General features: G+C 59.8%; 12 protein-coding genes. 4 read left to right on the top strand and 8 right to left on the bottom strand.

The annotated features are described in order from the left end of the window. Positions 1-3 precede the first annotated feature (3 nt). The 5 genes from PSH65_RS30075 to gpmI all read right to left on the bottom strand — a co-directional run bounded on the left by PSH65_RS30075 (position 4) and on the right by gpmI (position 6,557). Positions 4-1,242, bottom strand: coding sequence for a serine protease (locus tag PSH65_RS30075; RefSeq protein WP_305424129.1), 1,239 nt, complete (start codon positions 1,240-1,242; stop codon positions 4-6). A gap of 104 nt (positions 1,243-1,346) precedes the next feature. Next, positions 1,347-2,144: a divergent polysaccharide deacetylase family protein gene (locus PSH65_RS30070; protein WP_305424128.1), complete on the bottom strand. Its 798-nt coding sequence runs from the start codon at positions 2,142-2,144 to the stop codon at positions 1,347-1,349. 1 nt (position 2,145) lies between these two features. Next, positions 2,146-3,465 (bottom strand): S41 family peptidase, encoded by a 1,320-nt coding sequence (locus PSH65_RS30065; RefSeq protein WP_305424127.1) that lies wholly within the window; start codon positions 3,463-3,465, stop codon positions 2,146-2,148. Positions 3,466-3,499: 34 nt separating this feature from the next. Further along, positions 3,500-4,798 carry a murein hydrolase activator EnvC gene (locus tag PSH65_RS30060; RefSeq protein WP_305424125.1) on the bottom strand — a complete coding sequence of 433 codons (1,299 nt, stop codon included), beginning with the start codon at positions 4,796-4,798 and terminating at the stop codon, positions 3,500-3,502. A 229-nt stretch (positions 4,799-5,027) separates the two neighbouring features. Beyond that, the gene (gene gpmI, locus PSH65_RS30055) at positions 5,028-6,557 is read right to left on the bottom strand and encodes a 2,3-bisphosphoglycerate-independent phosphoglycerate mutase (RefSeq protein ID WP_305424123.1); all 1,530 of its coding nucleotides are present in this window, start codon (positions 6,555-6,557) and stop codon (positions 5,028-5,030) included. A gap of 152 nt (positions 6,558-6,709) precedes the next feature. Between gpmI and PSH65_RS30050 the strand changes: the two genes are divergently transcribed. From PSH65_RS30050 to secB, 3 genes are read left to right on the top strand one after another with little or no spacing between them, the layout of a single operon-like run. Next, the gene (locus PSH65_RS30050) at positions 6,710-7,123 is read left to right on the top strand and encodes a rhodanese-like domain-containing protein (protein WP_123361124.1); all 414 of its coding nucleotides are present in this window, start codon (positions 6,710-6,712) and stop codon (positions 7,121-7,123) included. 1 nt (position 7,124) lies between these two features. Further along, a complete protein-coding gene (gene grxC / locus PSH65_RS30045; protein WP_007939440.1) occupies positions 7,125-7,379 on the top strand; it encodes a glutaredoxin 3 in 255 nt (84 codons plus the stop codon). Between the two features lie 55 nt (positions 7,380-7,434). Then, positions 7,435-7,920 carry a protein-export chaperone SecB gene (gene secB / locus PSH65_RS30040; protein ID WP_007897410.1) on the top strand — a complete coding sequence of 162 codons (486 nt, stop codon included), beginning with the start codon at positions 7,435-7,437 and terminating at the stop codon, positions 7,918-7,920. 172 nt (positions 7,921-8,092) lie between these two features. Here secB and PSH65_RS30035 read toward each other — a convergent pair whose 3' ends face one another. Further along, entirely contained in the window at positions 8,093-8,548 is a 456-nt protein-coding gene (locus tag PSH65_RS30035; protein WP_133837827.1) for a tRNA (cytidine(34)-2'-O)-methyltransferase, read from the bottom strand. Here PSH65_RS30035 and PSH65_RS30030 point away from each other — a divergent pair. After that, positions 8,547-8,987, top strand: coding sequence for a hypothetical protein (locus PSH65_RS30030; protein WP_305424121.1), 441 nt, complete (start codon positions 8,547-8,549; stop codon positions 8,985-8,987). The two genes, PSH65_RS30035 and PSH65_RS30030, sit on opposite strands and share 2 nt — an antisense overlap. A gap of 551 nt (positions 8,988-9,538) precedes the next feature. On the opposite strand, the gene ntrC is transcribed toward PSH65_RS30030, so the two are convergent. Continuing rightward, a complete protein-coding gene (gene ntrC, locus PSH65_RS30025) occupies positions 9,539-10,975 on the bottom strand; it encodes a nitrogen regulation protein NR(I) (RefSeq protein WP_305424119.1) in 1,437 nt (478 codons plus the stop codon). Then, a complete protein-coding gene (glnL, locus tag PSH65_RS30020; RefSeq protein ID WP_305424117.1) occupies positions 10,972-12,057 on the bottom strand; it encodes a nitrogen regulation protein NR(II) in 1,086 nt (361 codons plus the stop codon). Before glnL ends, ntrC begins: the two co-directional genes overlap by 4 nt. Positions 12,058-12,335: the final 278 nt, after the last annotated feature.

Raw genomic sequence — 12,335 nt, 5'->3', positions numbered from 1 at the left:
CAATTATCTCGATGTGGTCTGAAGAGTAGTGTCCGGCGTCGGGCTCAAGTACACGGCACTTGTAAACACGTTATTCAACGTCGCCCTTGTCAACTGCTGTTCCCCTGAGGCGACACCGATAATACAGAGCGCATGTGCGCCGTTTTGTGGCCCGATTTCAGTATTGATGTAAGCATCTTCAGCGCTGGTGGCGGCGCTGTAATTGTCGGGAGCCTGGCAGTCCCTGGCGTTACTGACCGTTTTATAGCGATAGAAGGGCGCCTCGAGGGAGAACCTGAAGTCCCACGTAGGCAATACAATCTGCCCCTTCGCGTTTTGCGTTCCATGAACGTATGACTTGAGCTTCCAGGGCTCCGTGACAGTCAGCTCGACCGGTTCCAGCGAACAGTCCGCTCCATCGCGGGTGAAGACACCGTCAATAAAACACTTGTGCAGAAAGTTGGCTGAGTAGCTGTAGTTGAAGCGGGCGGCCGTGCAAGACGTCGAGTGCTCACAGTCGGGCGGCGCTGGTGTATTGCGCGAGGCCACGACTTTACTGACGATGCCGGTGATTTCGTTGGTGCGGCGGTTCAGCATCGGGCTGCCGGAGCTGCCAGCGTGAAGATCGCAGCTGTTTTTCATGGCCAAAGGGAACACCCCGGGGTGATCGATGAACGTTCCGGCGGTTTGTTCAGCGCAGGCACTCAATCGAAGCCCCTGCTCGGTAAAGCCTCCCGGCGCGCCAATGTTAAGCGCATCCTGACGCTCGTAGGTTTGATGGGACGCCAGTTTGAGCGGGTTGACCCCGGCCTGTATCAGCGACGCCAATGTTGCGTCGACCTCGAGTACTGCAAGATCGGTCCCGACCAGACTGCTCCATCGGGCAGTCCGGATGGCGTATCGGCGCTTACGCTGTGGTGTGTCATGAAAGTAGTGAAAGGTGACGCTGGCTTTCAAAGGCAGATTGGCCCGCGCCGAACCGTACTCAAAGAACACGCAATGACCGCTGGTGAGCAGGTAAGCAGGGCCGGTGGCTCGGCCTTGTCTGTTTCGCGTGTCCAGTAGAACGGCGCTGCAGCTCTCACCCGATTGGAGGCTGAGGTGTCCCACACCGCTCCAGATTTCATAAAAGTGTTCACTGTTTTGCAGGGCTCTTGAAGGTGAATCGTTGACGGCGCCTTCGCCCAAGTCGCGGGCCTGCACGGCGGAAATAGCCAGCAGGCCAATCAGTCCGGCGAAGCAAAAGAAGCTGAGGTATTTCATGTCCATTCCTTGGTGATGAAATTCAGGGTGAGCGCTATCGTGGCACGGGTCGGTGTACCGGCAGGTATAAATAGCTATCGCGAAATGGAGTGGGCTGCGAGTAATTACCGGGCGGTTGGAAGGCGGTACTGGCCATCCTTGCCGTGTGCTGCCGTGGCACGATTGCCGCGCACGCTGATCATCTGTTTGATGTCGATCCAGTCAATGCCCTGAGCCTTGAGCTTGGGCAATTCACGTTCAAGCACCGCCAATGTCTGCGGGTACGGATGCCCGATCATCACCGCAGAACCCTGCTTGCGCGCCAGGTTGATAGCCGTCTGTAGCTGAGTAAAAATCGCGGCTTCAGTGGGCTCGTCATCCAGGAACACATCCCGCGAAACGCTCGCCAGACCGATCTTCTGCGCCTCGGCGGCCGCCACGGTTTGCGCACTGGTGCGGCTGTCGACGAAGAATTTGTGCCGACGCTGCAAGTCCGCCATCAGCCAGGCCATGGCCGGTTGCTGAACGGTCATGCGGCTGCCCATGTGGTTGTTGATGCCAGCGGTAAACGGCACAGCCTGGAACGCCGCGTTCAGGCGCTTCTCGAGTTCTTCGATGGGCAACTCGGGGTGCCAGGCAAACGGCCCGGTGGCCGGATCCATGGGCATGTGCAAGATGACGATCTTGCCGGCGCGATGGGCTTCGCGAGCGAATTCGGTGGCGTGAGGGGTGTCGGGCATGATTGCCGCGGTGACCGGGCCGGGCAGGGCCAGTACGCGGCGATCCCGGGGCAGGTTCTGCCCCAGGTCATCGATGATCAGGCTCAGATAAGCCTTGTGAGGTGTGGCCGCTGTTGTGGCTGGCGCCGCGTGAGCGACACCCGCCAGACAGCACAGCAGGCCGAGGAGCAACCGCAGGCGCATCTCAGTGGCCGCGGGTGATGCTCAGCCCTTTGAGCAGGCTCAGGGCCTGGGCCAACTGGTAATCGTCATCCTGCGGCATGGCCTTGGCTTTGCCACCGGAACCGGTTGGTTTGTCGGCACCGCCATTGCCATTACCCAGGTGGCCTTGCAGATCGGCTTCCTTGAAGTAATCGCCGTCCTGCTCGTTGGTGATCTTGGCCTTGCGCACTTCGATGTCCGGAACAATGCCCTGAGCCTGAATCGAGCGGCCGTTCGGCGTGTAGTACAGCGCCGTGGTGATTTTCAGTGCGCGTTCGTTGTTCAGCGGCAACACGGTCTGGACCGAGCCTTTGCCGAAACTGGTGGTGCCCATGACCACTGCGCGTTTCTGATCCTGCAGGGCGCCGGCGACAATTTCCGAGGCCGAGGCGCTGCCGCCGTTGATCAGCACGACCATTGGCACGGCTTCGCTTTCGTCCTTGCCGGTGGCGGAGAAGCGCAACTCGGAGTTGGCGATGCGGCCCTTGGTGTAGACGATCAGGCCCTTGGTGATGAAGTGATCGACCACTTCCACCGCCGATTGCAGCACGCCGCCCGGGTTGTTACGCAGGTCGAGGACGATACCGCTGAGCTTCTTGCCGTTGTCCTTGCGCAGCTTGGCCAGGGCCTTGGAGACCTCTTCGCCGGTCTTGACCTGGAACTGGGTGATGCGGATGTAACCATAGCCGGATTCCAGCAACTGGCTCTTCACGCTCTTCACTTGAATGATGGCGCGGACCAGAGTCACGTCGAACGGCGCACCGCCGTCGCGCACCAGGGTCAGGGTGATCTTCTGGCCGATCTTGCCGCGCATCTTGTCCACGGCTTCGGTCATGCTCTGGCCGCGAGTCGGCTGGCCGTTGATCTTGACGATGAAGTCGCCGGCCTGAATACCAGCCTTGGAGGCCGGAGTGTCGTCGATCGGCGAAACCACTTTGATGAAACCGTCTTCAGCGCCGACTTCGATGCCCAGGCCGCCGAATTCGCCGCTGGTGCTTTCCTGCAATTCAGCGAAGTCTTCCGGGCCCAGGTACGCGGAGTGCGGGTCGAGGTTGCTGAGCATGCCTTTGATGGCGTTTTCCAGCAGGGTCTTGTCGTCCACCGGTTCTACATAGGCTGCTTTGATCCGGTCCATGACTTCGGCAAAGGTGCGCAACTCGTCCAGCGGCAATGGCGCCTTGGTGGTCGCAGCAGTGCCTGCAGGTGCGACCGCCGGGGCCGGTTGAGCGGCAAACGCCAACGGCGCGCCGATCACCAGGGCAATCGTCAGGGCCAGCGAGGTAAGGCGGGACAAATACAGCATGTCGAACGAACTCCTAATGTAGGTGACTCAACGCCTATCCTTGCGCGCGGCACCATTGCGCCGGATCACTCGGGTGACCCTGCTGACGAATAGCGAAATACAGCGCTGGTGTGTCCTGCCCGCCACTGTTGCCGACAGTGGAGATGGACTCACCGGCTTTTACCACGTCACCCGCAGACTTGAGCAGCGTCTGGTTGTGACCATAAAGACTCAAAAAACCGTTGCCGTGGTCGAGGATCACCAGCAACCCGGCGCCTCGCAACCAATCGGCAAACACCACGCGGCCGCCGTGAACGGCATGCACCTGGCTGCCGGCGGAGGCGCTGATCATCACACCGTCCCATTTGGTGCGGGCATCGTCGCCACGGCTTTCACCGAAGCGTGCCAGCAGTCGACCATCAACCGGCCATGGAAGTTTGCCGCGGGAGGAAGCAAAGGGGCCGCCAAAGGTTTCGCCTGAACTTGAAACCAGTGCGCCGGGTGTCGATTTAACGGTTTTGCGTGGGGCGTCGGTTGTCTCTGCATCTGCCGCAGCCTGAGCCTCACGTAAACGCTTTTTTTCGGCTTCCTGCTGGGCGATCAGCGCTTTTTGCCGCGCTTCTTCCGCCTCTCGGGCCTGACGGGCCAAGGTTTCTTCAATGGTTTTAAGGACTTTAGACAGGTCCGCCTGATCCTGCTCGCGCGCCGCCAGTTTCTGGTCGCGGGCCTTCACGTCGTCGTTGAGCTTGGCCAGAACTTGCTGACGCTCCTTGCGGACCTTGTCGAGTTCATCGCGCTGGGTGTCGAGGCTGCTTTTCTGCACCAGCAATTGCGCCTGCTGCAGGCCGATGTCTTTTTCGACATTGGCCAGTTGGCGCAGGGTTTCGTTGAAATTCTTCAGCTGCTCCAGGCGGGCCTGGCTCAGGTAGTCGTAATAGGTGAGGGTGCGGGCGAATTTTTCCGGGTTCTGCTGGTTGAGCAGCAGCTTGAGGTACTCCTGGCGGCCATTCTGATAGGCCGCTCGGGCCTGGATGGCGATCAGTCGTTGCTGTTCAATGCGCGCGCTCTGGAGTTTTTTTTTCTCGGCATCGAGTCGCTGCAGCTCGGATTCGCTTTTCTTCAGCTCTTTTTGCAGGGCTTCGACCTGCTTCTCGAGCTTGCCCATCTCGGTTTCGGTGCCTTTGAGGTCTTTCTGCACTCCGGATTTTTCTTCCTGGAGTTTACCCAGCAGTTTCTTCAGCTCGGCAATGTCCTGACGCGTGGCGTCCAACTGTTGTTGGGTTTGCGTGCGCTCGTCGGCAAAGGCCGGTTGGAGCAGGCATGTCAGTGCGAGGGCTATCAGGACGCGAAGCATAGAGGCGGGCGACACCAGGGAAAGGGACGGCCTAGTATGCCCGCCAAGCGCAGCAAAAAAAATGCCCAATTGGGGCTGTGTGATAACTGGACAGAAAAACACCGCAAACCAATGTGGGAGCGGGCTTGCCCGCGATGGCGTCCTGACATTCAACAGAGAGGTTGGCAGTCAGATTGCTATCGCGGGCAAGCCCGCTCCCACAGGGTGTGGCGTCGTCAGATGGATCTGATCAGACTAGAATCGAAGTTCCGGTCATTTCCACAGGCTTCTCAAGCCCCAGCAACATCAGCATGGTCGGCGCAACATCCGCCAGCACGCCGCCGTCGCGTACCTTGAAATCACGCTTGCCGACATAGATGAACGGCACCGGCTCGGTGGTATGCGCGGTGTGCGCCTGGCCAGTGGACGCGTCAGACATTTGCTCGACGTTGCCATGGTCAGCGGTAATCAGGGCTTCGCCGCCGACTTTTTCCAGCGCATCGACGATACGGCCCACGCACAGGTCCAGGCATTCAACCGCTTTGACGGCCGCCTCGAACACGCCGCTATGGCCGACCATGTCGCCATTGGCGTAGTTGACCACGATCACGTCGTAACGCTGGTTTTCAATGGCATCGACGATGCGGTCGGTAACTTCCGGGGCACTCATCTCGGGCTGCAAGTCATAGGTGGCGACTTTTGGCGACGGGATCAGGATGCGTTCTTCGCCCGGGAACGGTTCTTCGCGACCGCCAGAGAAGAAGAAAGTCACGTGGGCGTACTTCTCGGTTTCAGCGATGCGCAGCTGCGTCTTGCCGTTTTTCGCCAGGTAATCGCCCAGCACGTTGTCCAGGCTGCTCGCGGCGAAGGCCGACGGCGCGGGGATGCTGGCGGCGTATTGGGTCAGCATGACGAAACCGGAAAGTGCAGGCTTGCGAGCGCGTTCGAATTCCTTGAAATTGTCTTCGACGAACACGCGGGTCAGCTCGCGAGCGCGGTCGGCGCGGAAGTTCATGAAGACTACGGCGTCGCCGTCTTCAACCTTCACTGGCTCACCGATGCTGGTGGCTTTGACGAATTCGTCGCTTTCGCCACGTTCGTAAGCGGCTTGCAGGCCTTCCTGTGCGGTGGCGGCGTTGAATTCGCTGGTGCCATCGACAATCAGGTTGTAGGCCTGGGACACGCGATCCCAACGGTTGTCGCGGTCCATGGCGTAATAACGGCCAATGATGCTGGCGATCCGGCCTTTGCCAAGTGCCTGGAAGGTCGCGTCCAGCAACTCGATCGACGACTGGGCGCTTTTCGGTGGCGTATCGCGGCCATCAAGGAACGCATGCAGGTAAATTTTCTCGGCGCCGCGCTTGTAGGCCAGTTCAGCCATGGCGACCAGGTGATCCTGGTGGCTATGAACGCCGCCATCGGACAGCAGACCCATGAAGTGCACGGCTTTGCCGGCAGCAACGGCTTTATCCACCGCGGCGCAGATGGTCGGGTTCTCGAAGAACTCGCCGTCGCGGATCGCTTTGGTCACACGCGTGAAGTCCTGGTACACCACGCGGCCGGCGCCAAGGTTCATGTGACCGACTTCGGAGTTGCCCATCTGGCCGTCCGGCAAGCCGACGTCCATGCCGCTGCCCGAGATCAGGCCGTTCGGCACGGTGGCCCACAGGCGGTCCAGTACGGGCTTCTTCGCCGCATAGATGGCGTTGGATTCAGGGCTCTCACTGTGACCGAAGCCGTCGAGAATAATCAGGACCAAAGGTTTAGGCGTGGTAGTCATGGATTCCACTCGTGGCTGAATTAAAAGAGGCGATGGAAAAGGGAGTGGCAGTTTAAAGCGAAGTTCCGACCGCGTCACCGCCGGACGGGGTTTGGCCCACCATAGTGGCTGTGTATACTGGCCGACATTTTAACGCCCTGGAACCTCCTTCGATGGTTGCTCACCTGATTGAATTTGCCACTAACCACTATTTGCTCGTCGGTATCTTCGTCGTACTGCTGGCGTTGCTGATCGCTTATCAGATGCAAGGCGGCGGCCGCAGCCTGAGCACCGGTGAACTGACCGGGCTGGTCAACAAGGACGCAGGCGTGGTGATCGACATCCGTCCGATCAAGGATTTCACCGCTGGTCACATTGTTGGCGCGTTGAACATTCCTCACGACAAACTGACCGCTCGCGTCGGCGAACTGGAAAAACACAAGGCCAAGACCATTATCCTGGTCGATGCCATGGGCCAGACTGCCGGCACTCATGCCCGGGAACTGATGAAAGCCGGCTTCACCGCCGCCAAGCTGTCCGGCGGTATTTCCAGCTGGAAAGCCGACAATCTGCCGCTGGTGAAGTGATATGAACAACGTCGTCGTCTATTCCAGCGATTACTGCCCTTATTGCTCGCGAGCCAAGTACTTGCTCGAGAACAAAGGCGTAGCCTTCGAAGAGATCAAGGTCGATGGCAAGCCGCAGGTGCGTGCCGCGATGGCCCAGAAGGCCGGACGAACGTCCGTGCCGCAGATCTGGATCGGCAGCACCCACGTTGGCGGCTGTGATGATTTGTTTGCCCTGGAGCGCGCCGGTAAGCTCGACGCCATGCTCAAGGCCTGACTGCCTTACTTGAAATAGCCAACCCTACAAGACCCGAGATCAGAAAGGATCTGAGATGACTGACCAACAGAACACTGCAGCTAGCGAAGAAGAAACCGCACCGCAATTCTCCTTGCAGCGCATCTACGTACGCGACTTGTCCTTCGAAGCCCCGAAAAGCCCGGCGATCTTTCGCCAGCAGTGGGAGCCGAGCGTCGGTCTGGATCTGAACACTCGCCAGAAGGCTCTGGAAGGCGACTTCCACGAAGTCGTGCTGACCCTGTCGGTCACCGTGAAAAACGGTGAAGAAGTGGCGTTCATTGCTGAAGTGCAACAGGCCGGGATCTTCCTGATCAAGAACCTGGACGACGCTTCGATGAGCCACACCCTCGGCGCGTTCTGCCCGAACATCCTGTTCCCGTACGCTCGCGAAACCCTGGACAGCCTGGTGACCCGCGGTTCGTTCCCGGCCCTGATGCTGGCCCCGGTGAACTTCGACGCGCTGTACGCACAAGAGCTGCAACGCATGCAGGCGGCTGGCGAGACTCCGACCGTTCAATAAGCGGTCGATGCAGTAACGAAAAAAGCGCCATAACAGGCGCTTTTTTCTTGGGCGGGAGATGATCGTTCCCACGCTCTGCGTGGGAATGCCTCTAGGGACGCTCCGCGTCCAGTGACGCGGAGCGTCACGGGCTGCATTCCCACGCGGAGCGTGGGGACGATCAGTCGCGGGGTTACTTGAACCCAAGCTGGCGCCAGCCTTCATACACGGCGACGGCCACGGTGTTGGACAGGTTCAGGCTGCGACAGCCTTCGCGCATCGGCAAGCGCAGACGTTGTTCGCCGGGCAGGGCGTCGAGCACGTCGGCCGGCAAGCCGCGGCTTTCCGGGCCGAACAGGAAGGCATCGCCCTCGGCGAAGCTGGCGTCGTGAAATGGCCGCGAGCCCTTGGTGGTAAAGGCGAACAGCCGAGGATGGCCGAGGCTTTCCAGGCAGCTGGCGAGGTCCGCATGGCGTTGCAGGGTGGCATACTCATGGTAATCGAGGCCGGCCCGGCGCAGACGCTTGTCGTCCATCTCGAAGCCCAGCGGTTCGATCAAATGCAGGTGGCAGCCACTGTTGGCGCACAGCCTGATAACGTTGCCGGTATTCGGCGGAATTTCTGGTTGGAAAAGGATGACGTGAAACATGCACGGCTCCGAAGGTAAAGATGACGGGCATTCTACGCCGCCAAAGGACCCTCGTTCGAAACTATTCCCGCGAGTGATGGCTTCGCTGGCGATTGTCGGGGTGATGGTGGGCCTGATGATCGGTCGCCTGACCGCGCCCGACCCCAGCGTTTTGCAGCAGGTCGAGGTGACGAACGATGGACTGGTGGTGTGGTTCAACAACGAACCCAAAACCCACGGCGAGATAGTCGACGGCAGCGTGGCGCTGTTGTTCGAGGCTGAAGGCCATGCGCAGAAAGGTCAGCTCAAGCTCAACGGCAAGGACGTGAACTGGCGAACGCGGTTGAGTGATGGGGGATTGTTGTTGACGGTGGTGGCGGCCCGGCCGCTGCAGGGCGAGTGGGTCGGTAGCGAGGTCGATGACCGCTGGCGGCTGGAGATCCATCTCCGAGAGCAATAAAAGAGGGAATCCCCGGCCTGCCTGTACCAAGGTTCCCAAAACGGGAGGGCTCGCGCATTGCCGCGTGAGCCCGGTGTAAAGAGGGAATCCCCGGCCTGCCTGTACCAAGGACCCCAAAACGGGATGGGCTCGTCGCTGTTGCGGTATGAGCCCGGTGTAAAGAGGGGAATCCCCGGCCTGCCTGTACCAAGGTCCCCGAAACTGGGTAGTGAATCGAATCACTGATTGGACTATTGCAGGGGGCGTGCCAGTTTTTAATAACTTGCAACAGAAAGTCGTCGAGTAGCCCTGAAAGCCCCGTAATCCGGGGCTTTTGTGTTTATGTAATAGGGGTTTTCTTGCAGGTGGAGGTGGGGTTTTGGATCGGTTGTCGTGCGCGATTGCAGTTCATGGTGCATTCAGTCGGTGCACGGTGGCCCCAAAAGCATCGCGGGCAAGCCCGCTCCCACAAGGTTCAACGGTGTTCACGCGATGGTGAAACCACTGAAAATCCTGTGGGAGCGGGCTTGCCCGCGATTGGATCTGGCGGTCAACGAAGAACTAAAGGCTGTTTAGCCCTCATCACCCTCATCATCATCCCCACCATCAACCTTCATCCCCAATTCCTTGATCTTGCGCGTCAGGGTATTACGGCCCCAACCCAGCAAAACGGCAGCATCGCGGCGGCGGCCGGCGGTGTGTTTGAGGGCGGTTTCGATCATGATCCGCTCGAAAGCTGGCACGGCGCTGTCGAGCAGGCTCGACTGACCGCGAGCCAGCGCCTGATCAGCCCACTGACGCAGCGCTTGCTCCCAATTGGTGACCGGCGCCGAATCCTGCGGCAGGCTCAGCAGTTCCGGCGGCAGATCGCTGATGTGCACTTCGCGACCCGAAGCCATCACAGTGATCCAGCGGCAGGTGTTTTCCAGCTGGCGCACGTTGCCTGGCCACGGCAGGTTTTTCAGGTATTCCTCGGTTTCGCTTTTCAGCAGCTTCGGTTCCACCGCCAGTTCTTGCGCGGCGCGACTTAGGAAGTGTTTGGCCAGGGTCGGGATGTCTTCGCGACGGTCCGACAGCCGTGGAATGTGGATGCGGATCACGTTGAGGCGGTGGAACAAGTCCTCACGGAATTTTCCGGCATGCACCAGGGTTTCCAGATTCTGGTGCGTCGCGGCGATGATTCGCACATCGACTTTCACCGGCACATGACCGCCAACGCGGTAAAACTCGCCGTCCGCCAGTACCCGCAGCAAGCGGGTCTGGGTGTCCGCCGGCATGTCGCCGATTTCATCGAGGAACAGCGTGCCGCCATCGGCCTGCTCAAAACGCCCGCGACGCAGGTTGGCCGCGCCGGTGAACGCGCCTTTTTCATGGCCGAACAACTCGGATTCCATCAGATCCTTGGGGATCGCCGCCATGTTCAGCGCAATGAACGGCGAGGCCGCCCGTGGGCTGTGACGGTGCAGGGCGTGGGCCACCAGTTCTTTACCGGTACCGGATTCGCCATTGATCAGCACGGTGATGTTGGAGTGGCTCAAGCGCCCGATGGCGCGAAACACTTCCTGCATCGCCGGTGCTTCGCCGATGATTTCCGGTGTGCGGGTCAGGGCGACCGGGACTTCCATGCCTTGCTGTTCCTGAGCGTGCTGGTTGGCGCGCTTGACCAGAGAGACGGCTTCGTCGACATCGAACGGCTTGGGCAGGTATTCGAATGCGCCGCCCTGATAGGACGCGACAGCGCTGTCCAGATCGGAGTGCGCGGTCATGATGATCACTGGCAGCCGTGGGTGTTGTTCGCGAATCCGCGCCAGAAGGTCCAGACCGCTGGCACCCGGCATGCGGATGTCGGAGATGATCACGTCCGGCTGCTGGCGCGCCAGGCGGCTCATCACGCCATCGGCGCTGTCGAAGCTTTGCGTGGTCATGCCTTCCTGCTGCAAGGCCTTTTCCAGGACCCAACGGATAGAACGGTCGTCATCGACGATCCACACGGTTTCACTACGGCTCATGTCGATGTGGCTCCTTGTTCCAGTGGCAGAAAGATCGAGAACGTGGTGTGGCCTGGATGGCTGTCACATTCGATCAGGCCCTGGTGCTGGCTGATGATGTTCTGGGTAATGGCCAGGCCCAGCCCGGTACCGTCCGGACGGCCGCTGACCATGGGGAAGAAGATGGTTTCCTGTAGCTCGGCGGGGATCCCCGGGCCGTTGTCGATGATTTCGATCTTGGTCACCAGGCGATGGCGCACGTGGCCGATGGTGAACTGGCGCATGGCGCGGGTCCGCAAGCTGATGCGGCCAAGGCGCAGCTCGTTCTGGCTGCTGATGGCCTGCATCGCGTTGCGCACGATGTTCAGGACGGCCTGAATCATCTGTTCGCGATCAATCAACACATCCGGAATGCTTGGGTCGTAGTCGCGCACCAAAGTGATGCAGCCCTGACTTTCGGCCTCCACCAACTGACCCACGCGCTCCAGCACTTCATGGACGTTGCACATGGCCAATGACGGCAATTTGTTGGAGCCGAGCATGCGATCCACCAGATTGCGCAGGCGATCGGCCTCTTCAATGATGACGTTGGTGTAATCGCGCAGGCTTTCTTCCGGCAATTCACGGGCGAGCAACTGAGCCGCGCCGCGAATCCCGCCCAGAGGATTTTTGATTTCGTGGGCGAGGCCGCGTACCAGCATCTTGCTGGTTTCTTGCTTCGACAACTGCGCCTCTTCCTTGGTGATCCGCAGCAAGCGGTCGCGCGGGTGAACCTCCAGCAACAGCAGCGTATCGCCATTGCTCAGGATCGGCGTTACCGCGTAGTCGACGGTCAGGGTCTGGCCGGTGAGGGCGGTGAGCATCGCTTCACGCTTGGTGAACGGGTGTGCCTGCTCGACTGCCTGGCGCAGGGAGTTCAGCGCCTCGGTGGATTCGGTGAACAACTCACTGATGAACTGCCCATGGCTACGCTGGCCGCTGATGGCCAGGAGCATCTCCGCCGCCGGGTTCATGTACTCAAGGCGCAGTTCGGCGTCGAGCAGAATGGTTGCGGTGGTCAGGTTGTCGAGTAGCAAGCGGTGTAGTGCGTCGCTAATGGTCATCAGGACCTCTTTTGGAGCAGGGCATGCGCATGAATAACGCGCCGATACGGGGAAAATGCAAAAACCAAACCAAGGCTCCGAAAAGAAGCGTTTAGAGCCTGAAACAGGCGTTTGACGCTCATTTGCGTGGCGTTCTGCCAGCTTTCGCGGGTACTTTCGAACCAAAATGGGTTGGGATGTGAGTACTGTGCACTCTATTGCACCAATATAGTGCGCAAACCTGAACGAAGTTAGAAGAAGGGCAGGAAGGAGGTCAGGCCAAGTGCAGAGCCTGTGGT

The sequence above is a fragment of the Pseudomonas sp. FP603 genome (assembly GCF_030687415.1).
Lineage (GTDB): Bacteria > Pseudomonadota > Gammaproteobacteria > Pseudomonadales > Pseudomonadaceae > Aquipseudomonas > Aquipseudomonas wuhanensis.
The sequence above is the reverse complement of the archived record's forward strand: the minus strand, read 5'-3'. Positions and strand labels throughout refer to the sequence as shown.

Coding starts and splice junctions, on each gene's coding strand:
- PSH65_RS30060 (WP_305424125.1), bottom strand. CDS start 4,798: ATGCTTCGCGTCCTGATAGCCCTCGCACTGACATGCCTGCTCCAACCG.
- gpmI (WP_305424123.1), bottom strand. CDS start 6,557: ATGACTACCACGCCTAAACCTTTGGTCCTGATTATTCTCGACGGCTTC.
- ntrC (WP_305424119.1), bottom strand. CDS start 10,975: ATGAGCCGTAGTGAAACCGTGTGGATCGTCGATGACGACCGTTCTATC.
- PSH65_RS30065 (WP_305424127.1), bottom strand. CDS start 3,465: ATGCTGTATTTGTCCCGCCTTACCTCGCTGGCCCTGACGATTGCCCTG.
- PSH65_RS30030 (WP_305424121.1), top strand. CDS start 8,547: ATGCACGGCTCCGAAGGTAAAGATGACGGGCATTCTACGCCGCCAAAG.
- PSH65_RS30075 (WP_305424129.1), bottom strand. CDS start 1,242: ATGAAATACCTCAGCTTCTTTTGCTTCGCCGGACTGATTGGCCTGCTG.
- grxC (WP_007939440.1), top strand. CDS start 7,125: ATGAACAACGTCGTCGTCTATTCCAGCGATTACTGCCCTTATTGCTCG.
- PSH65_RS30070 (WP_305424128.1), bottom strand. CDS start 2,144: ATGCGCCTGCGGTTGCTCCTCGGCCTGCTGTGCTGTCTGGCGGGTGTC.
- secB (WP_007897410.1), top strand. CDS start 7,435: ATGACTGACCAACAGAACACTGCAGCTAGCGAAGAAGAAACCGCACCG.
- PSH65_RS30050 (WP_123361124.1), top strand. CDS start 6,710: ATGGTTGCTCACCTGATTGAATTTGCCACTAACCACTATTTGCTCGTC.
- PSH65_RS30035 (WP_133837827.1), bottom strand. CDS start 8,548: ATGTTTCACGTCATCCTTTTCCAACCAGAAATTCCGCCGAATACCGGC.
- glnL (WP_305424117.1), bottom strand. CDS start 12,057: ATGACCATTAGCGACGCACTACACCGCTTGCTACTCGACAACCTGACC.